The sequence below is a fragment of the Paenarthrobacter sp. AT5 genome (assembly GCF_032764245.1).
GTDB classification, from domain to species: Bacteria; Actinomycetota; Actinomycetes; order Actinomycetales; family Micrococcaceae; genus Arthrobacter; species Arthrobacter ureafaciens.
Window position 1 is genome coordinate 110,072 of the sequence record NZ_CP136441.1, and the last position, 19,505, is coordinate 129,576.

Sequence of the window (19,505 nt, forward strand, 5' to 3'; positions counted from 1 at the left end):
CCCAGGCAGTCTGCTCAGTCCAGGGCTGGCGGCAGGCAAAAGTACAGCCGACGCCGCCGACTACTATTGAGGATATAGGGAGACACCCGGGTTTCTTGAACCGGCGGGGGACATTTCAAGACTGACAGGACCAAGCAACTGCATGAAGGGCGTTGAAAACGGGGCTGCCCGCAGGGGGTTGTCCGCGGCGTGGGGGCGCCTTAAATGGCCCCTGCTGTTGGCCGTCGTCCTGTTGTGTGCCGCGGTGCTGATCGGGTCCGGACTCGCGCCCGGGCTCTGGAATGCGCCCAAACCGCCGCCCCCTGTTCCCGCGTGGCAACAGCAACCCACCAGCCTGGCCACCACAAAATCCGTTCTCCCCTTGGACAAGGACGCCCCCAAACCCACCAAGGCTGAGCTCACACGTCTCCTGGAGACCACGCTGCAGCCCGACGGCGAGGGATCCATGACGGGCGTAGTGCTCGATGCCGCCACCGGCGAGGTCCTTTTTGACCGCCAAGCGGACGCCAACCGGATCCCGGCGTCGAACATGAAGTTGTTGACCGCCGTCGCTGCTTTGAAAGCCTTGGGCCCGGACACGCGACTGACCACCCGCGTAGTGGGTGCCGACGATCCCGCCACCGTGGTGCTCACCGGTGGCGGGGATGTCCTGCTGGGTGCCGGCGAATCTGATCCCTCCGCGGTCATGGGACGGGCGGGGCTGGCGTCGCTGGCCGCGGATACCGCCTCGGCCTTGGCAGCTTCCAAGGTGACGGGACCCGTGACCGTGAAGGTGGACGACTCCCTGTTTTCCGGTCCCGCGTTGAACCCCGCATGGAGCCTGGACGACGTCGCCGCAGGTGAAACGACGCCCCTCTATCCGCTGGCCCTCAACTCCGGACGGTATTCGCCCACAGTCACCACCGGGCCGCGGCCGCAGGACTCCGCCGCCACCACAGCCCAGGCGTTCGCCGAGCAGCTGGCGGCCGCGGGCGTCAAGGTGGCGCCCGGCGTCGAACGCGGAAAAGGGGTTCCCGGAAGGGTGCTGGCCAGCGCGGAATCAGCCACGGTCAGCGAGCAAGTGGATCTGATGCTGGAAGTCTCGGACAACTTCCTCGCCGAAGCGTTGGGCCGACTGACCGCCGCCGCGTCCCGGCAGGAACCAACGTACGACGGCGCCACTGCGGCCGTGCGGCAACGGCTGGGGGAGTTGGGAATCACCACGGATTCGATGGAGTTGGCCGATGTGTCCGGCCTTGCCTTGGAGAACAAGGTCAGTGCACGGCAGTTTGCCGAGGTGGTCCGGGCCATCACCAGCGGTTCCGAGCTTTCGTTGCGGGCGGCCCTTGATGGCTTTCCCGTTGCGGGGCTGACGGGCACGCTGGATGACAGGTACATCGACGCGGGCACAGCCGAAGGGGCCGGGCTGGTCAGGGCCAAGACCGGCACCCTCAATACGGTGATCGCCCTCAGCGGCTATGTTGTGGACGCCGACGGCCGGCTCCTGGTCTTCTCCTTCATTGGCAACGGGCTGGAGCCGGGCGCTGCAGGGAACAAGGTGGCTATGGACCGTTCGGCGTCGGTGTTGGCCTCGTGCGGTTGCCGCTAAGGGGTTTGCTCTTACTGGCCTTTGGCGGGGGCTTGAAGCTCCGCGTGGAGCGAACTTAAGCGCTGGCTGTCAGCCAGGTGTGGTGTGATGGACCCTATGGTGACTTCCGCCCGTGATTCGTCAGCAGGGACACCTTCCCTGATCAATTGGGACCTGGCTGCCTCCACGGCCGCCCGGCTGGCCCCTCCAGGGCCGGCGCTCAGCGCCGGGGAGATCGGCAAAGCCGTGGAGAACCTCCGGTTCAATGCCGATGTCTCGGTGCCGCATGTCCATGACATCACGGGCCTCGACGCCGCGCGGGACCTCCGCGACTCCCATGTTTTGGTGGTGGACCGGGCGTCCTGGTCGAAGGCGAACACCCAAAGTTTCTCCGTCATGCTGCAGCCGGCCCTGCAGAAGATGCTTGAACACCGGCACGGGTCCTCCATGAGCCCCGCGGCAGCCAACGCCAGCGGCGCCATCACGGGAAGCCAACTCGGTGCCATCCTCGCCTTCCTGTCCAGCAAGGTCCTTGGACAGTACGATCCCTTTGCCGCCATGGCGCCCGGTTCCAACGTGCCGCCGGGTGGACGCCTCCTTCTTGTAGCGCCGAACATCATCTCCGTGGAACGCGAACTGAATGTCCACCCTGACGACTTCCGCCTGTGGGTCTGCCTGCATGAGCAGACACACCGCGTGCAGTTCGCCGCGGCGCCGTGGCTGCGCCATCACATGCTGGAGGAGATCGAGAAGCTCAGCACGCACCTGCTGGGGAACATGGATTCCCTGGTGGAACGGGCCAGTGCAGTGGCCAAGTCACTCAAGGACCGCACGGCTTCGGGCAACGTTCCGGGCCGCGGTGCCATCCTGGACCTGCTCCAGGACCCCGAGGAAAAAGCAGCGATCTCGCACATCACGGCCGTCATGAGCCTGCTCGAGGGCCACGCGAACGTGGTCATGGATGCCGTCGATTCCAGCATCGTTCCGTCCGTGAAGACCATTCGCCAGCGGTTCAACGATCGCGGCAAGGACCGCGGGATCATTGAGAAGTTCATCCGCAACATCCTTGGCCTCGATGCCAAGATGCGCCAGTACACCGACGGCGCCAAGTTCGTCCGCGGCGTGGTGGATGTGGCCGGAATGGACGGCTTCAACAAGGTCTGGGATCACGCCGGGAACCTGCCCACGGAAGAAGAAATCCATGACTCCAAGCTTTGGCTTGAGCGGATGGGACTTTGAGTTCATCTGCTGTCCTGCCGGGTAAAGGACGACGCGGGCCCGGCCGTTTGGCTCCGGTCGTCGGCAAAGCGCGCAGGTTGTTGCAGGACGCCTTGGCCGACGCCGGATACCCGTCGCGGGTACTCGTGGCCTGCAGTGGTGGGCCGGACTCCATGGCGTTGGCCGCGGTAGCCGCCTACTTTGCACGCCGCGGCCACGTTGACGGGCACCCGGTGTCCGTGGCCGGCGTCGTTGTTGACCACCAACTGCAACCTGGGTCTGCGGAGGTTGCCGCGAAGGCGGCCGCGGCATTGCGCGAACTGGGTCTTTCTTCCGTTGAAGTGCGGACTGTGGAGGTGGCATCCACCGGCTTCGGGCCGGAAGCGGCGGCCCGTGATGCCCGGCATGCCGCCCTCAACGCTGCAGCAGATGACCTTGGCTGCGAAGCGATCCTGCTGGGCCACACCCTGGACGACCAGGCCGAACAGGTGCTCCTCGGGCTCGCCCGTGGTTCCGGCACGCGGTCGTTGGCCGGGATGCGCCCGGCGCGCGGCCGTTTGCTGCGCCCCTTCCTTGGCCTTCGACGGGCCGAGACCTTGGAAATCTGCGCGGTCGAGGAACTCGAACCCTGGCATGATCCCACCAACTCGGATCCGTCGTTCGCCAGGTCCCGGACCCGTGTGGAAGTCATGCCGGTTCTTGAGGAAAAACTGGGGCCCGGCGTCGCCGAATCCCTGGCCCGTACCGCGGCGATCCTGCAGCAGGACGCCGATTTCCTTGAGGACCTTGCCAGTGAGACGTATCTCTCGCTCGTGCAAAAAACTTCCGACGGCGCCTGGCTGCCTGAAGATGCCGTCCGGGACCTGCCTCCCGCGCTCCGGTTCCGCGTTATCGCGAAGGCGGCCGCCGACGTCGGAGGCCAACAACCCGGCTACGGGCGCCTTCAAGCCGCGGAAGCGCTGCTTCGCAGGAAGGGTTCGGCAGGGCCCGTTGAACTTCCCGGCCACGTGAGCGTGTACCGGCTCTCCCTCAGCGATCTGGAGCAGGAACGGGCCACTGCGGATGCTTCTCCCGGTGCCGGAACCCCCGGCGGCGTTCCCCGGGAAGCCACGCGCTGTGGGAAGCTAGTATTCCGGCATCACAAATCGTCCCAACAGTAGCCGCACCGAGCATTTAACAGGAGCCATTGGTGGATTCAAACGACGTCCAGGCAGATCTCAAGCACGTTCTTTACACCAAAGAGCAGATCCAATCCCGCATCGCTGAGCTGGCGGCCCAGATCGACAAGGACTACGAGGGTCGCGACATCCTGATGGTCGGGGTCCTCAAGGGTGCCGTCATGGTGATGGCCGACCTCGCCCGCGCCCTGCACAGCCACGTCAGCATGGACTGGATGGCAGTGTCTTCCTATGGTTCGGGTACCCAGTCTTCCGGTGTTGTCCGTATCCTCAAGGACCTCGACACCGACCTCATGGGCAAGGACGTCCTGATTGTCGAGGACATCATCGACTCCGGCCTGACCCTTTCCTGGTTGAAGTCCAACCTCGAATCCCGCGGCACGGCCAGCGTCGAGATCTGCACGGCGTTCCGCAAGCCGGCCGCCGCCAAGGTGGAGATCGATGTCAAGTACGTCGGGTACGACATTCCCAACGAATTCGTGGTCGGCTACGGCCTCGATTACGCCGAGAAGTACCGCAACCTGGACTTCGTGGGCACGCTGGCTCCGCACGTTTACGAGTAAGCCGCTTCCCGCTTCCGGTCACCGCCGCACCCGTTTCCGCCACGCGCACCCGTTTCCGCGGGCGTGCTGTCACCGCCGCGCCCCTTCCCGCACGACGCACCCGTAACACCGGGCGCATGCGGCGCGAAGGGCTGCGGTGTGTGTGCTTAAGGGGTGCGGCTGGACCGCAATCCGCCGTCGATGAGGATGTTGGCGAATGCCCTCGGGTTCATCATCTCTCCCCAATCCCAGCGGATGACGGTCAAACCGAGTGCACGCAATGCGTTTTCGCGGGCCTTTTCATCCATGACTACCTGCTGGATCGTCTTGCCGCCGCGCAGTTCGCTCCGCAAGTACTTCCCTTGGCCATCAAATTCTCCAACCAAATCCAACTCGGGCCACCAGAAGTCGGTCCGCGCGGTCTTCCCATTCTTCAAAGTGAAGGTGGCCTGAAGCCGGGGCGCCGGAAAACCCTGAAGAATCATGTTTGCCCGACTGATGGACTCACCGGGGGACTCTGAGTCGGCGGCCGAGAACTCGATGATTTTCGAAGCACGTCGCTGCCGGGATGTGGTTGCAATGTTCGACACCGCCTCCTCAAGGGCTTCGAGTTGGAGTGCCGGACCCCAAGGGCTTTCCTTGTCCCAGTCCGCAGCGTCAGCCGGGGATGGAGCAGTCAGCCCGGACCAAGGATATTGACCCGTCCGAACTGATAGATCCCGGCGGCTCGAGTCGACCACGGCCAAGGCCTCACCAAAATTCAGTTTGCCTGCTAGTTCGATTGTTGTGCGGGCCTTATCGGTGACCTGGAATCCGCCGAGTTGGCAGACACCCTGATCGAGGGACCCCAGTGTCCGGTGGACTCCGTTCTTGGATCGTCCCCCGCGAGGATCATCGGTAAGCGTCTGTAGTTGCCGTGGAACCCCAACCACACCCAGTCCCCACAGAAGTCCTGCCGTTTTCATAGTGAACACCGGAGATTTGAGGGTGGTGTGGACCAAAGCCGCGGCTAACACTCCGTGCCGTTGGCGCTCGTTAAGGGCAGCCCAGATCCCTGCCGGAACATAGGCTCCTCTGCGCACACGTATGAGCTCACCCCGCTGCGCCCGCTTGGCAAGAAGACGCGGGTCTTGCCCGATCCGGGTAGCGTCAGAGCTGAAGATCAGTTTTGAGGAAGGCATGCGGTTAACGGTGCTGGCCGGTCCGGGCCCATAGACAGGCCTGATGACCTGTATGTGGACAATTCACTCGATCCGGGTCGCCAAATGCGTATCGCCCGAAAACCGGAGTCCGTACTAAGTCAAGGGAACGCCGCAGCCGCTTCCGCCCCGCGCACCCTTGCGGCGTGGTCATCGCATCCGCTTCCACCTCGCGCACCCGCAACACCGGGGGCATTTGGCGGGAACGGGCGCGGTGCTCCGGGGGTGTTGGCCGGAGCGGGGGCATTTGGCGCGTAGGGGTGCGGTGCTCCGCGAACGATCGAGCCAGCCGCGGCTCCAACGGCGGAAACCCGGCGCGCGGCTGTACGCCCAGAGGGAACTTTTGTGCTTTCCAGTGCGTGAATTACGGGGAACGGTGTATAGCTAGAAACTGAAGCAGCACCATTGCGCGCAGAGGTTGCGCGTTGCAGCACTACCAGGAGGGACGGGGCACAACCCCGATCAGATGAAAGCTAAGAATTTCTTCAAGGGCCCGGGCATCTGGATTGTTGTCGTCGTTGGCTTGCTCCTGGTGGCATTCGCAACTTTGGCTCCCGGCGGCTCTACGAGGATTGACACCAAGGACGGTCTTGAACTCCTCGCCCAGGGCGGCAAGGTGGAGCAGGCCAAGATCTTCGACGCCGAGAACCGCGTCGACCTGGTGCTCAAGGACAACCTGAACATCGACGGCCAGGACAAGGGCAAGAACGTCCAGTTCTTCTACGTCACGGACCGTGGTCCGGACGTCGTCAAGGCCGTCACCAACGCCAACCCGGACAAGGGCTTCACGGACCAGCCCGTCGAGAACAACTGGTTCTCCGGCCTGTTCTCCCTCCTCATCCCGGTGCTGCTGCTGGGTGTCCTGTTCTGGTTCTTGCTCTCCCGCATGCAGGGCGGCGGATCCAAGGTGATGCAGTTCGGCAAGTCCAAGGCCAAGCTGGTCAACAAGGACATGCCGCAGGTGACGTTTGCCGACGTTGCCGGTGCTGACGAGGCCGTGGAAGAACTTCAGGAAATCAAGGAGTTCCTCCAAGAGCCCGCCAAGTTCCAGGCCGTAGGCGCCAAGATCCCCAAGGGTGTGCTGCTGTATGGCCCTCCTGGTACTGGTAAGACCCTGCTGGCCCGTGCTGTCGCCGGCGAGGCAGGCGTTCCGTTCTTCTCCATCTCCGGTTCGGACTTTGTCGAGATGTTCGTGGGCGTCGGCGCGTCCCGTGTCCGCGACCTTTTCGAGCAGGCGAAGGCCAGCTCGCCGGCCATCATCTTCGTGGATGAGATCGACGCCGTTGGACGTCACCGTGGTGCCGGCATCGGCGGCGGAAATGACGAACGCGAGCAGACTTTGAACCAGTTGCTGGTTGAAATGGACGGCTTCGACGTCAAGACGAACGTTATCCTGATCGCAGCCACCAACCGCCCGGACGTGCTGGACCCCGCGCTGCTGCGCCCGGGCCGCTTTGACCGCCAGATCACAGTCGAAGCCCCGGACCTCGTGGGCCGCGAGCAGATCCTGAATGTGCACGCCAAGGGCAAGCCCATGGCCCAGGGCATCGACCTGCGGGCCGTTGCAAAGAAGACCCCGGGCTACACCGGCGCGGACCTCGCCAACGTCCTCAACGAGGCCGCCCTGCTGACGGCCCGCTCCAACGCCAACCTTATTGATGACCGCGCACTTGATGAGGCAATCGACCGTGTCATGGCCGGCCCGCAGAAGCGCAGCCGGGTCATGAAGGAACTTGAGCGCAAGATCACCGCTTATCACGAGGGTGGCCACGCGTTGGTGGCTGCTGCCCTGCGGAACTCGGCTCCGGTCACGAAGATCACCATCCTGCCGCGCGGCCGTGCCCTTGGCTACACCATGGTGGTCCCCGATGACGACAAGTACTCGGTGACCCGTAACGAACTGCTGGACCAGATGGCCTACGCGATGGGTGGCCGCGTGGCCGAAGAGATCGTGTTCCATGATCCGTCCACCGGCGCTTCCAACGACATTGAGAAGGCAACGTCCACGGCCCGCAAGATGGTCACCCAGTACGGCATGAGCGAGCGTGTTGGTGCCGTGAAGCTGGGCCAGGGCGGCGGCGAGCCTTTCCTTGGCCGCGATGCCGCTCAGGAACGTAACTTCTCTGACCAGATTGCCTATGTGGTGGACGAGGAAGTGCGCCGCCTCATCGACCAGGCGCACGACGAGGCTTACGCCATCCTGACTGAAAACCGCGACATCCTGGACCGTCTCGCCCTCGAATTGCTTGAGCGTGAAACCCTGAACCAGGCAGAGATTGCCGACATCTTCCGTGACGTGCGCAAGCGCGATTTCCGCGAGATCTGGCTGTCCAAGGAGTCCCGTCCCGTCCAGACCATCCCGCCGGTGGAAACCCGCGCCGAGCGGGCCGAGCGGGAGGCCCAGGAGGAAGCGAAGAAGGCCCGCCTGGATGAGCCGCTGGACACCGTTGCTCCGCACGCCCAGGGTGTCAGCAGCCAGGAAACCTTCCATGCACCGGGACCCGACGGCGGCAACGACTCTCCGCTTCACGGCTAAGCTTTCTGACGTGACTCATTTCGACGACGAAGATCTCGCCGCCGCCCACGGCCCAGCCGGCGACTCCAAGGGGGGCCACAAGGTGGACCGCCCCCGCATTGAAGCAGCGGTTCGTGAGATCCTGCTTGCCATTGGCGAAGACCCCGATCGCGGTGGCCTCAAGGACACGCCGAAGCGCGTGGCCAAGGCCTACGCCGAGGTCTTCGCGGGCCTTCACCATGACCCCGTGGATGTCCTGTCCACAACGTTCGACCTCGACCATGAAGAGCTTGTCCTCGTCAAGGACATCCCCTTCTACTCGACGTGCGAACACCACCTCGTTCCGTTCCATGGCGTGGCCCACGTCGGTTACATTCCGTCCCATGACGGTAAGGTGACCGGCCTCAGCAAGCTCGCCCGGCTCGTAGATATCTACGCCCGCCGCCCGCAGGTGCAGGAGCGCCTCACCACGCAGATCGTTGAGGCGCTGGTAGAGCACCTCAACCCGCGCGGGGCGATCGTCGTCGTCGAATGTGAACACATGTGCATGTCCATGCGCGGCATTCGCAAGCCCGGCGCAAAGACCGTCACCAGTGCGGTGCGCGGTCAGCTCCATGACCCGGCCACCCGCGCCGAGGCCATGAGCCTCATACTCGGAAGGTAAGCAATATATGGATTCCCTCGCAGCAGCACCCGGAACCGGCCCGGCCACAAGCCCGTTGCCGATTCTCCGCAAGCCGCGGCCGGCGGCCAGGTTCGCGGATCTCCCGACGGACCGGACCTTGGTCATGGGAATTCTGAATGTGACCCCGGATTCGTTCAGCGACGGCGGCAAGCACCCCACGGCCGATTCAGCGATCGCCCTGGGCCTCCGGATGTTCTATGCCGGGGCTGACATTATCGACGTCGGCGGGGAGTCGACGCGTTCAGGCGCGGAACCCGTGGACCCGGCGGAGGAGCAGCGCCGCGTCATTCCCGTGGTGGAAGCACTGGTCAAGGCGGGTGCCCTGGTCAGCATTGACACGATGCACACGTCCACGGCCGCTGCCGCCGTCGAAGCCGGGGCGGCGATCATCAATGACGTTTCCGGCCTCACCATCGAAGAGGGCATGCCCGAGCTGGTGGCTCGTACCAAGGTTCCATACATCCTCACGCACCGCCGCGGCGACGCCCGCACCATGGACAGCCTCACGGACTACAACGACGTGACGGAAGACGTCATTGCCGAACTGAAGGGTGTCCGCGACAAGCTGTACGCGGCTGGAGTGTCGCCGGAGCAAGTGATCGTGGATCCGGGCATCGGCTTCTCCAAGAACGAGGCCCAGAATTGGGAGCTCTTGAAGAACGTGGACAGGCTGTTCGAGCTGGGCCACAAAGTCATGGTGGCTGCTTCCCGCAAGCGCTTCCTCGGTTCGCTGCTGACAGTCGCCGGCAAGGCCGCAGCCCCGCAGGAGCGGGACGCCGCAACGGCCGCCATTACTGCCTTGAGCGCCGCCAAGGGCGCTTGGGCAGTGCGGGTGCACGACGTCGGACCAAGCCTTGATGCGGTCAAGGTCGCCGCGCGCATCGCGCGCTGATCGGAGACGCTGTGGACAGGATCACGCTGACCGGTGTCACCGCCGTCGGCCACCATGGAGTGTTCGACTTCGAACGCCGTGAGGGCCAGCCATTCGTGGTGGATGCGGTGCTTTACACGGACTTCACCAAGGCCGCCGAGACGGACGATCTGCAGTTCACAGCGCATTATGGCGAGGTGGCCGGGCTCATCACCAAGCACATCGAGGGTGAGCCGTTGAACCTGATTGAGGGCCTTGCCGTACGCATCGCGGAGGACATCCTGGCCAATTACGGTGTGTCCGCCGTCGACGTGACGGTTCATAAGCCCAAGGCGCCCATTGAGGTGCCGTTCGGGGACGTCGCTGTCAGCGTGCATCGGGAGCGGACATGACCGCCGGTTACACCAAGGTAATCCTGGCGCTGGGCAGCAACCTGGGGGAGCGCAACGACACCCTCACCACCGCCGTCGCGGATCTGGTGGACCCCCCGGAGGTGCGCTTGCTTGGCGTCTCCCCGGTTGTCCAGACCAAGCCTGTTGGCGGCCCCGAGGGGCAGCCCGATTTCCTCAACATGGTCATGGCGGTCGAGACCACGCTGGCTCCCTTGGAGCTGCTGGAACACTGCCACCAGGTGGAGCAGAAACATCACAGGACACGGGAAGTGCGCTGGGGTCCCCGGACTTTGGACGTGGACATCATTGCCTACGGGGACCTGATCAGTGACGACCCCGTCCTCACGCTGCCCCATCCCCGGGCTGCGGAGCGTGCCTTCGTCCTCTACCCATGGTCTTTGCTGGATCCGAACGCCAAACTGAACGGTCGCAGCGTTGCCGAACTGGCCGCCGTCGCGCATGACATGCCGGACATCCGCGGTTTTGACGGCTTCGGCGATACTGCCGGCGTTCCCGCCAAGGGGGCTGTTGAGTAGCCTATGAAAGCCATGCGCCCGTTGATCCTGGTGGTCATCGCCGTCGCCGCCGCCCTGGTGGGCTGGCTGGCAACGTCGGCGACCAACCGCTTCAGCATGCCTACGCCGGTGCTGCCGGAGTCCGCGCTGGTAACCATGGGCGTGATTGCGTTGTTGACGCTGGTCATGGGTGTCCGCGTGCTGCGGTGGAGGAACGGCAAGAAGAAGGCCATGCTGGACCCCATCATGGCCGCGCGGACCCTCATCCTTGCCCAGGCCTGTGCTTATGCAGGCACGCTTTTGCTGGGCTGGCATGCCGGAATCGCCTTGGACCTGCTGCGGATCGGAACCCTGCGGACGGGCGAGGGCGTTCTCTGGAACGCCTTGCTGATGGGCGGCGGCGGTGTGGTGATGGTCGTCGTCGGGCTCGTGGTGGAGAGGTTCTGCCGCATACCGCCCGAGGATCTTGAAGGTGGAGCGCCCGGCGGGCAGGAAAAGCGCCGGGGCGAGACCAAGGGGGAGGGCGAGTATGCCTACCGAGCCGATTGATCCTCCCGGTATTGAGTGGTTGCGGGTCTCGCCGAAGTACGTGACCGTCCGTTTGGTGGAGTGGGCGCTGGGGAACGTCATCATGATCGGCCTTCTGAGCTTGCCGCTGGTCTTTGTGCAGCTGGGTTGGTGGCGATGGCCTCCGGTCTGGCTTGCCATCGCGGTTCCGGCGGCCATGTTGGTCCTTGCTCTGTGGCGCTTGGTGTTGATTCCGCGCCAGGTCAGGGCCATCGGCTACGCCGAGCGGGATGACGACCTCCTCATCCGCCGGGGCATCTTCTTCCAGCGCACCATGGTTGTCCCGTACGGCCGGATGCAATATGTGGACGTTGCGGTGGGCCCGGTGGAGCGGAGCCTCGGGCTGTGCACCCTGAAACTCCACACGGCGTCGCCGGGAACCAACGCGTACTTGCCCGGACTGCCAGCCGCCGGGGGCGCGCGGCTGCGGGAGCAACTCTCTGCCCGCGGAGAAGCCAGGCTGGCCGGGCTGTGAGCCCGGACGTGGCCCTTCCCGGCAAAGCCGTCGACGGCGACTGGCGGCGGGTCCATCCTGCCTCACCGTTCGTACGTGGCTGGGTTGCGTTGGCGGCCGTCCTCTACTTCTTCGGAAGGGACGCCTTCGAGCGTGTGCTGCAGGGCCGGGACATTGTGGACCCCCTCAACGGCAGGGTGCTGTGGTTGTTGGCCGGCGGTGGCATCGTCCTCATGCTGGCTGTGGGCGGGTTCATTCTGAGTTGGTACTTCACCCGCTACCAGGTTGCCGAAGGGTATGTTCGCGTCAATACCGGCTTCCTTTTCAAGCAGCAACGCCAGGCACGGTTGGACCGCGTCCAGGCGATCGACATTGTGCAGCCGCTGCTGGCCCGCATATTTGGCCTCGCTGAACTCAAGTTCGAGGTGGCCGACGCCGGGGAGTCGGCAGTCCGGCTGGCTTACCTTCCGCTCGCCCAGGCCAAGCAACTGCGGGCGGCCATCCTGGCTCGCGCCGCGGGCGTCGTAACCGGCCCGGAAACCGTGGAGGAAATACCCGAAGCACCTGAGCAACATGTGTTATCGGTTCCCCCGGGCCGGCTCATTGGAGCCCTGCTGTTCAGTGAGCAGACCGTGGGCATCATCCTCGCAGCGGCAGCGTCGATCACAGTGTCCGTCCTGACGGAGAACAGCACCATTTTCCTCGCCCTGATCCCTGCCATCGTGGGTATCGCGGCCACGTATTGGAGTTCCTTCAACAAGGGTTACAACTTCACGGCCGCGATCTCTCCGGACGGCATCCGGCTCCGGTACGGACTCCTCGACACCCAGGCGCAGACCGTGCCGCCGGGGCGGATCCAGGCCCTGAAGATTACCCAGCCGCCGTTGTGGCGCCTTTTCGGGTGGTATCGCATGCACGTCAACGTTGCCGGTTATGGCGGAACCCCGGGTAACGAGAACGCGGCCCGGACCACGCTCCTTCCTGTTGGCATGAAGGCCGACGTCATGATGATGCTCTCGCTGGTTCTCCCGGACCCCGGCGTCGACGACCCCCAACGTGTTTTCACGGCCGGGTTGGAAGGCCTTTCGCCACTTTCGGGCAGTGCTGACGGCTTTGTCACCACACCCCGGCGGGCCCGCCTGCTGGCGCCGCTCGGTTGGCGCCGCAACGGATACCTGGCCACCCGAACAGCGCTCCTGCTCCGCTCCGGACGCTGGTGGCGTGCATTGGTCCTGGTACCGCACCAACGCACGCAGTCGATGGCCCTGCAGCAGGGGCCGCTGGCGCGATGGTTCGGCGTCACTGATCTTGTCCTCCATACCACTGCCGGTCCGGTCGCCCCGCGGCTGTACCAAGCGGGGGTCCGGGAAGCAGTGGAACTGTTCGACGAACAAGCCGCACGTGCCCGCGAGGCCAGGAAACGCCAGACCAGCGAGCAATGGCTGGCCGAGTTGGCCTTGCAGCGCGGACCTGCCACGCCGCCGCCAGTGCCCACTCTGGAAGAACATCCGGAATCCACTCCCACCACCGCAAACCAGGAGGACCGCCATCATGGCTAGGCCAGGACGACTCGGCGTCGGGATCATCGGCGCCGGCAAGGTGGGTGCCGTCCTGGGCGCCGCTTTGCGCGCTGCCGAGCACGCCGTCGTCGGGGTTTCCGCTGTGTCGGAGGCGAGCCGGGAGCGGGCCGAAACCCTGCTGCCGGGCGTCCCGGTCCTCGAGATCCAGGACATCGTGGAGCGGGCGGAACTGGTCGTGCTGGCTGTTCCGGACGACGCACTCGGCGAGTTGGTGGAGGGCCTGGCGAAGCTGGGAGCCTGGCAACCGGGCCAACTGGTGGCGCACACCTCCGGCCGGTACGGCGTCGGGATCCTCCAGCCAGTGCGCGCTGCAGGTGCGATTCCGCTGGCACTGCATCCGGCCATGACGTTCACCGGCATGAGCCTGGACCTGACACGGCTCTTGGACTGCACCTTCGGCGTTACCGCCGATGCGGCCATGCTCCCGATCGCGCAGGCCCTGGTGGTGGAGATGGGCGCAGAGCCTGTTGCCATAGCGGAGGCGGACCGCACCATTTACCACGCGGCGTTGGCGCACGCGTCGAACCACATGGTCACCTTGGTGGCCCAGGCGTCGCAGCTCCTGCGGGAGATCGGCGTCGAATCGCCCGAGTCCATGCTCGGTCCGCTGCTTCGGGCGACCCTTGAGAACGCGCTGGCGTCAGGGGAGTCCGCCCTGACCGGGCCGGTGGCCCGTGGGGACGTGGGCACCGTTTCGGCGCACGCGCAGGCGCTGAGGGAGTACGACGCCGGTGCCGGCGGCGATGTCCTTGAGGCCTACCAGGCGATGGCCATGGCCACTGCACGCCGTGCCGGAAACCGTGGACTCCTGCGGCAGGAACAACTGAACGACATCAACGAGGCGCTGGAAAGCGGGTCCCAACCGCACAACGGGCTTTCGTCTTCGGAAGGAAACTGAACACCATGGCCATCAAGCTCGTCACCACTGTGGCTGAACTCCGCAAAGAGAGCGCGCGTCTCCTGGCGGAGAAGGGAGGCGGCTCGCAAGGCCTGGTGCCCACCATGGGGGCGCTGCATTCGGGCCACGCGTCCTTGGCGAGGACCGCTGTTGCCGAAAACGACGTCGTGGTGGCCACTATTTTCGTCAATCCCCTGCAGTTCGGCGACGCCGTAGACCTTGACCGCTACCCGCGGACGCTTGAGGCGGACATGGCGCTGCTGGATGCAGAAGGCGTGGACCTCGTCTTCGCGCCGGACGTGGACGAGGTCTACCCCGGCGGCCAGCCGCTGGTGCGGGTGACCTCGGGGCCACTGGGCGAAAAGTGGGAGGGCGCTTCACGTCCAGGCCACTTTGACGGCGCCCTGACGGTGGTCGCCAAGTTGCTGCATTACGGCCTGCCCGGCGGCCCGGCAGCAGACGGTACGACGGCGGCCTACCGCGCCTACTTCGGGCAAAAGGACGCGCAGCAGTTGGCTTTGGTGAAGCGGATGGTGGCCGACCTCAACTTCCCCGTGGAGATTGTGCCCGTTCCTATAGTCCGCAGCGAAGACGGCCTCGCCCTGTCCAGCCGCAATCGTTTCCTCTCGGACCAGGAACGCGAAGCTGCGCTCGTCCTGTCCAGGGCCCTGCGCCTCATCGAGTCCCGCGCCAACGCGCACCAACCGCTGGACCTGGATTCCGCCGTCGCGCTTGTTGACTCCCAGCCGCTGGTGGAACTGGACTACTTCGATGTGGTCGATCCCACCACACTCGAACCGCTGGCGGAGAACTGCAAAGAGACGCCGTTCCGCGGCGAAGGGCTTGCCATCATCGCGGCGAAGGTAGGCCCCGTGCGCCTGATCGACAACATCCCGCTGGACTCCTGAGGCATTAATTTTCCGCTGACGGGAATGCTGGAGGAGTTTAGACTGTTGCTGTCTTCACCGGCAACGATCGCCGGAATCCACATTCCTACCTGAGGGATCCTCATGTCTACCGACGTCACGCCCGGCGCCTCCGGCGAATCTGTTTCCGGCGCTCTCGCTTCCAAGGAGCCGGTGAGGCCGCAGGCGCCGGTGTCCGGCAAGATGTCCCGCGAGTCGGTCACCGTCATTGTCACTTTGCTGGTTGCCACGTTCGTGGTGATCCTCAACGAGACCATCATGAACGTTGCCCTGCAACGGCTCATGATCGACCTCAACGTCAATGCACCCACCGTTCAGTGGCTGGCCACCGGCTTCATGCTGACAATGGCCGTGGTAATCCCGACCACCGGGTTCATCCTGCAGAAGTTGAGCACCCGCGCTTCCTTCATGCTCGCAATGGGCCTGTTCAGCGGCGGGACGCTTTTGGCCGCGCTGGCTCCCGGGTTCACGGTGCTGTTGCTGGCGCGCATTGTCCAGGCCGGCGGTACGGCCATCATGCTGCCGCTGCTGATGACCACCATCCTCACGCTCGTACCGATGTCCCGTCGCGGTGCCGTGATGGGCAACGTCAGCATCGCCATCTCGGTGGCCCCGGCCATGGGGCCCACGGTTTCCGGCATCATCCTTGACCACTTCTCGTGGCGCTTCATGTTCGTGTTCGTGTTGCCTGTCGCGTTGGCTGCCCTCGCGATCGGCGCCAAGTTCCTCACCAACGTAGGGGAGCGGGGCAAGACCACCCTGGATGTCGCATCGGTGATCCTGACAGTGCCTGCCTTCGGTGGCTTGGTTTACGGCCTGAGCCAGATCGGTGGCGCCGAGGCGGGAATCGTCCCTGTGATCGCATTGGTTGTGGGCGTACTCGCCCTGGCACTGTTCGTGTTCCGCCAACTGCGGCTCCAGCGCTCCGATTCACCGCTGCTGGACCTCCGTGCGTTCAACTTCCGGATGTTCACTGTGTCCACGCTGCTCATGGTCGTGGCGATGATGGCACTGTTCGGCGGCGTGATCCTGCTGCCGCTCTACCTGCAGAACACCCTGCACCTGGAACCGATGCAAACCGGTTTGGCCCTGCTTCCGGGCGGGCTGGCCATGGGGCTGCTGGGTCCCGTCATTGGCCGGATCTTCGACAAAGTCGGCCCGCTGCCGCTCACGCTGTCCGGCTCCATCCTGATGGTCCTGACACTGTGGCAGTTCTCCCGCCTGGACGAGGCAAGTGCGCTCGGTTGGGTCATCGCATTGCATGTGCTGCTGAGCCTTGGCCTCGCGCTGCTCTTCACCCCGGCGTTCACAACGGGCCTGAACCCGCTGCCGCCGCACCTGTACTCCCACGGGTCGGCCATCATGAGCACGGCGCAGCAGGTATCAGGCGCTGCGGGAACCGCGCTGCTGGTGTCCGTCTTTGCCGTGGTGTCTGCATCGTCCGGACTGGTTGCCGGTATGCAGTCGGCATTCCTGGTAGCCACCGTCATCGCCCTGGCCGCAGTTGTGCTGGGTGCCATGATGCGCCGGACCGAAGGCTCGGCAGCCCACGGAGGCCACTGACCAAGGACCTTCTATCAAGTCCCGCGAAGGCCGGCAGCCGACAAGGTTGCCGGCCTTCCGCATGCCCCTCCCGTTCCTCTATCACCTCCCGCCCCCTTCCCGGCGTTGCTCTGCCACATCCCGTTGGTTTCCCGAGGTTGCTCTATCACTTCCCGTTGGTTTCCCGGGGTTGCTCTGCCACATCCCGCCCCCTTTCCGGCGTTGCTCTATCACTTCCCGTTGGTTTCCCGGCGTTGCTCTATCACTTCCCGTCGACTCTTGCCAGCGTGCGAAAGTCTGGAATTCCTGCTGGGGCTCCCACGTGCAGTTCCCGGTTTTTCCAATTGCGGTCCAAGCTGCATTGATTTCACAATTCGAGGGACTTTCTCGTGTGACGGGCTTCACGGCTTGTGAATTTGTTTCGGGGGTTGGGGGTGTGTAAAGTTATTCGAGTTGCCGCCGCTGATGCGGGTTTGACGGTGACTTTCTCCCTTTCAAATGGCCGGTTTCCGGTGGTGCTTTGGTGCGCTGTTGGTGCTGGTGGGGGGTTCCGGGCTGGTTTGCTTTGTGTGGCTGGTTCGGGTAAGTTTGAAAAGTTGCTCCGGAGCGATCTGCTGGCCGTTGTGGTTGGTGGTGGTACTGCTTTGGATTAGTGACCTGTTGTTTGAGAACTCAATAGTGTGCCAAGTTTGTTGATACCGATTGTTTTTTGATTGGTTGAATTTTTGCCGGGCCATTGCGCACCCCCGTGTGTGGTGGTTTGGTTTTCAGCTGGTTTCAGATTTGCAGCTGCTTCTTGCCGTGATTTCCGGTGGGGGTGGTTGTGTTTCGTTTTTTGTTTTTGAACGGAGAGTTTGATCCTGGCTCAGGATGAACGCTGGCGGCGTGCTTAACACATGCAAGTCGAACGATGATCCGGTGCTTGCGCCGGGGATTAGTGGCGAACGGGTGAGTAACACGTGAGTAACCTGCCCTTGACTCTGGGATAAGCCTGGGAAACTGGGTCTAATACCGGATATGACTCCTCATCGCATGGTGGGGGGTGGAAAGCTTTTTGTGGTTTTGGATGGACTCGCGGCCTATCAGCTTGTTGGTGGGGTAATGGCCTACCAAGGCGACGACGGGTAGCCGGCCTGAGAGGGTGACCGGCCACACTGGGACTGAGACACGGCCCAGACTCCTACGGGAGGCAGCAGTGGGGAATATTGCACAATGGGCGAAAGCCTGATGCAGCGACGCCGCGTGAGGGATGACGGCCTTCGGGTTGTAAACCTCTTTCAGTAGGGAAGAAGCCCTCTTTGGGGGTGACGGTACTTGCAGAAGAAGCGCCGGCTAACTACGTGCCAGCAGCCGCGGTAATACGTAGGGCGCAAGCGTTATCCGGAATTATTGGGCGTAAAGAGCTCGTAGGCGGTTTGTCGCGTCTGCTGTGAAAGACCGGGGCTCAACTCCGGTTCTGCAGTGGGTACGGGCAGACTAGAGTGCAGTAGGGGAGACTGGAATTCCTGGTGTAGCGGTGAAATGCGCAGATATCAGGAGGAACACCGATGGCGAAGGCAGGTCTCTGGGCTGTAACTGACGCTGAGGAGCGAAAGCATGGGGAGCGAACAGGATTAGATACCCTGGTAGTCCATGCCGTAAACGTTGGGCACTAGGTGTGGGGGACATTCCACGTTTTCCGCGCCGTAGCTAACGCATTAAGTGCCCCGCCTGGGGAGTACGGCCGCAAGGCTAAAACTCAAAGGAATTGACGGGGGCCCGCACAAGCGGCGGAGCATGCGGATTAATTCGATGCAACGCGAAGAACCTTACCAAGGCTTGACATGGACCGGAAAGACCTGGAAACAGGTGCCCCGCTTGCGGCCGGTTTACAGGTGGTGCATGGTTGTCGTCAGCTCGTGTCGTGAGATGTTGGGTTAAGTCCCGCAACGAGCGCAACCCTCGTTCTATGTTGCCAGCGGTTCGGCCGGGGACTCATAGGAGACTGCCGGGGTCAACTCGGAGGAAGGTGGGGACGACGTCAAATCATCATGCCCCTTATGTCTTGGGCTTCACGCATGCTACAATGGCCGGTACAAAGGGTTGCGATACTGTGAGGTGGAGCTAATCCCAAAAAGCCGGTCTCAGTTCGGATTGGGGTCTGCAACTCGACCCCATGAAGTCGGAGTCGCTAGTAATCGCAGATCAGCAACGCTGCGGTGAATACGTTCCCGGGCCTTGTACACACCGCCCGTCAAGTCACGAAAGTTGGTAACACCCGAAGCCGGTGGCCTAACCCTTGTGGGGGGAGCCGTCGAAGGTGGGACCGGCGATTGGGACTAAGTCGTAACAAGGTAGCCGTACCGGAAGGTGCGGCTGGATCACCTCCTTTCTAAGGAGCTGCTAACGGCGTCCGGGTCTGCCTGCATGGGCGGGTTCCGGGGTTGTCAGTGTTGCCCATTGCGCAGGCGTCTGTTCTGCGGTGGGTGCTCATGGGTGGAATATCAGCAAATCAAGTTTTTTGGCATGGCCTGTTGGTGGTGGTGTCCTGGCGTGAGTACGGCGGCCCTCTTTTCGCACTTTTGTGTGTGGGGGGTTGTTGGGAAAGCGGTCCGGGGTGTTGGTTGCCGGGTTGTGTTTGGCGCACTGTTGGGTCCTGAGGCAACAGGGCCTTTTTGCAGCAATGCAGGGAATCCTTGGTGTTTCTTGTTGTTCCTGCGGCCGGCACCCCCTCGTGTTTGTGTGGGGTGGGTGTGGTTGACGGGGTTGTTGTTTGAGAACTACATAGTGGACGCGAGCATCTGGACACATGGTCCTGCACTCTTTTGGGGGTGTGGGTTGTGTGTTCTAGCAATTTCTTTGATGAATGAACCTGGC

General features: G+C 63.5%; 16 protein-coding genes and 1 rRNA gene. 16 read left to right on the forward strand and 1 reads right to left on the reverse strand.

The window, feature by feature from the left end; translation table 11 throughout:
• The first annotated feature begins 142 nt into the window (after positions 1–142).
• The 4 genes from dacB to hpt all read left to right on the forward strand — a co-directional run bounded on the left by dacB (position 143) and on the right by hpt (position 4,526).
• Positions 143–1,588 carry a D-alanyl-D-alanine carboxypeptidase/D-alanyl-D-alanine-endopeptidase gene (gene dacB, locus RI444_RS00550; RefSeq protein ID WP_207605268.1) on the forward strand — a complete coding sequence of 482 codons (1,446 nt, stop codon included), beginning with the start codon at positions 143–145 and terminating at the stop codon, positions 1,586–1,588.
• A gap of 96 nt (positions 1,589–1,684) precedes the next feature.
• Positions 1,685–2,806: a zinc-dependent metalloprotease gene (locus RI444_RS00555; RefSeq protein WP_021474231.1), complete on the forward strand. Its 1,122-nt coding sequence runs from the start codon at positions 1,685–1,687 to the stop codon at positions 2,804–2,806.
• Between the two features lie 80 nt (positions 2,807–2,886).
• On the forward strand, positions 2,887–3,945 hold the full coding sequence (gene tilS / locus RI444_RS00560; protein ID WP_207605834.1) for a tRNA lysidine(34) synthetase TilS: 1,059 nt from the start codon (positions 2,887–2,889) through the stop codon (positions 3,943–3,945).
• A 29-nt stretch (positions 3,946–3,974) separates the two neighbouring features.
• Positions 3,975–4,526, forward strand: a complete 552-nt coding sequence (gene hpt, locus RI444_RS00565; RefSeq protein WP_021474233.1) for a hypoxanthine phosphoribosyltransferase — start codon at positions 3,975–3,977, stop codon at positions 4,524–4,526.
• 146 nt (positions 4,527–4,672) lie between these two features.
• Here hpt and RI444_RS00570 read toward each other — a convergent pair whose 3' ends face one another.
• Complete coding sequence (locus RI444_RS00570; RefSeq protein WP_069696652.1) at positions 4,673–5,686, reverse strand: type IV toxin-antitoxin system AbiEi family antitoxin domain-containing protein; 1,014 nt, start codon at positions 5,684–5,686, stop codon at positions 4,673–4,675.
• Positions 5,687–6,170: 484 nt separating this feature from the next.
• Here RI444_RS00570 and ftsH point away from each other — a divergent pair, with 484 nt between their 5' ends.
• The 12 genes from ftsH (at position 6,171) to RI444_RS00630 (ending at position 19,020) form a co-directional block, all read left to right on the forward strand.
• Positions 6,171–8,240 carry an ATP-dependent zinc metalloprotease FtsH gene (gene ftsH, locus RI444_RS00575; protein ID WP_021474235.1) on the forward strand — a complete coding sequence of 690 codons (2,070 nt, stop codon included), beginning with the start codon at positions 6,171–6,173 and terminating at the stop codon, positions 8,238–8,240.
• Positions 8,241–8,250: 10 nt separating this feature from the next.
• Complete coding sequence (gene folE / locus RI444_RS00580) at positions 8,251–8,883, forward strand: GTP cyclohydrolase I FolE (RefSeq protein ID WP_062098928.1); 633 nt, start codon at positions 8,251–8,253, stop codon at positions 8,881–8,883.
• A 7-nt stretch (positions 8,884–8,890) separates the two neighbouring features.
• Entirely contained in the window at positions 8,891–9,796 is a 906-nt protein-coding gene (gene folP / locus RI444_RS00585) for a dihydropteroate synthase (RefSeq protein WP_021474237.1), read from the forward strand.
• A gap of 11 nt (positions 9,797–9,807) precedes the next feature.
• A complete protein-coding gene (gene folB, locus RI444_RS00590; protein ID WP_021474238.1) occupies positions 9,808–10,167 on the forward strand; it encodes a dihydroneopterin aldolase in 360 nt (119 codons plus the stop codon).
• Positions 10,164–10,703, forward strand: a complete 540-nt coding sequence (gene folK / locus RI444_RS00595; RefSeq protein ID WP_021474239.1) for a 2-amino-4-hydroxy-6-hydroxymethyldihydropteridine diphosphokinase — start codon at positions 10,164–10,166, stop codon at positions 10,701–10,703. Before folB ends, folK begins: the two co-directional genes overlap by 4 nt.
• 3 nt (positions 10,704–10,706) lie before the next feature.
• On the forward strand, positions 10,707–11,231 hold the full coding sequence (locus RI444_RS00600; protein ID WP_021474240.1) for a DUF3180 domain-containing protein: 525 nt from the start codon (positions 10,707–10,709) through the stop codon (positions 11,229–11,231).
• On the forward strand, positions 11,212–11,724 hold the full coding sequence (locus RI444_RS00605; RefSeq protein ID WP_207605267.1) for a PH domain-containing protein: 513 nt from the start codon (positions 11,212–11,214) through the stop codon (positions 11,722–11,724). Before RI444_RS00600 ends, RI444_RS00605 begins: the two co-directional genes overlap by 20 nt.
• On the forward strand, positions 11,721–13,262 hold the full coding sequence (locus RI444_RS00610; protein ID WP_062094550.1) for a PH domain-containing protein: 1,542 nt from the start codon (positions 11,721–11,723) through the stop codon (positions 13,260–13,262). The genes RI444_RS00605 and RI444_RS00610 overlap by 4 nt, the downstream gene beginning before the upstream one ends.
• Complete coding sequence (locus RI444_RS00615) at positions 13,255–14,181, forward strand: Rossmann-like and DUF2520 domain-containing protein (RefSeq protein WP_021474243.1); 927 nt, start codon at positions 13,255–13,257, stop codon at positions 14,179–14,181. Before RI444_RS00610 ends, RI444_RS00615 begins: the two co-directional genes overlap by 8 nt.
• Positions 14,182–14,186: 5 nt before the next feature.
• Positions 14,187–15,089: a pantoate--beta-alanine ligase gene (gene panC, locus RI444_RS00620; protein WP_263885551.1), complete on the forward strand. Its 903-nt coding sequence runs from the start codon at positions 14,187–14,189 to the stop codon at positions 15,087–15,089.
• A 102-nt stretch (positions 15,090–15,191) separates the two neighbouring features.
• On the forward strand, positions 15,192–16,670 hold the full coding sequence (locus tag RI444_RS00625) for a DHA2 family efflux MFS transporter permease subunit (RefSeq protein WP_062094552.1): 1,479 nt from the start codon (positions 15,192–15,194) through the stop codon (positions 16,668–16,670).
• A gap of 821 nt (positions 16,671–17,491) precedes the next feature.
• Positions 17,492–19,020: ribosomal RNA gene (locus tag RI444_RS00630) — 16S ribosomal RNA — on the forward strand.
• Positions 19,021–19,505: the final 485 nt, after the last annotated feature.